General features: G+C 33.7%; 1 protein-coding gene. It reads left to right on the top strand.

The window, feature by feature from the left end; translation table 11 throughout:
- On the top strand, positions 1–246 hold a 246-nt coding region (locus SB717_RS38510; protein ID WP_410908486.1), incomplete at both ends, for a tetratricopeptide repeat protein.

Below are 246 nucleotides of genomic sequence, written 5' to 3' on the forward strand. Positions count from 1 at the left end.
GGGTATGAGATTAATGTCGCGTTTTGTGATAACCTTATAGGCTTAGCTTGTACTCATTTGAGAGAATGGGAACTCGCCGAAGAATATTTCACGAAGGCAATGGATATGTTCCAAAAAATAGATGAAGAGCAATTTATTTTAATGGTGCGTCAAAATTTAGGATTAATGTATGCTACTCAAAACCTTTCGCCATTAGCTATTAGATATCTTTCAGAAGTAAATCAAAAAATGCCTAACAATTATAAG

The organism is Priestia sp. SIMBA_032 (genome assembly GCF_046535215.1).
GTDB lineage: Bacteria > Bacillota > Bacilli > Bacillales > Bacillaceae_H > Priestia > Priestia aryabhattai.